At 73.5% G+C, this 279-nt stretch carries 1 protein-coding gene; it reads left to right on the top strand.

The features are described 5' to 3' along the window. On the top strand, window positions 1-279 hold a 279-nt coding region (locus EN845_RS35105; protein WP_245511900.1), incomplete at both ends, for an SAM-dependent methyltransferase.

The following is a 279-nucleotide window of genomic DNA, read 5'->3' as shown; positions in this document are numbered from 1 at the left end:
GCCACCCCGATCGGCAACCTGGCCGATCTGAGCCCGCGCGCGCAGGAGGTGCTGCGCTCGGTGGCGGCCATCTGTGCCGAGGACACCCGCCGCAGCGGCCAGCTGCTGTCCCATTTCGGCATCCAGCAGCCGCTGGTGGCCCTGCACGAGCACAACGAGGAGGCGCTGGCGCAGCGGCTGGTCTCGCGCCTGCAGGCCGGCGAGTCGCTGGCGCTGGTCAGTGACGCCGGTACGCCGCTGGTCAGCGATCCGGGGTTCCGCCTGGTGCGTGCCGCGCGT

Origin of the sequence: Mesorhizobium sp. M8A.F.Ca.ET.202.01.1.1 (assembly GCF_004791595.1) — a bacterium.
Classification (GTDB): Bacteria; Pseudomonadota; Alphaproteobacteria; order Rhizobiales; family Rhizobiaceae; genus Mesorhizobium.
The sequence above is the reverse complement of the archived record's forward strand: the minus strand, read 5'-3'. Positions and strand labels throughout refer to the sequence as shown.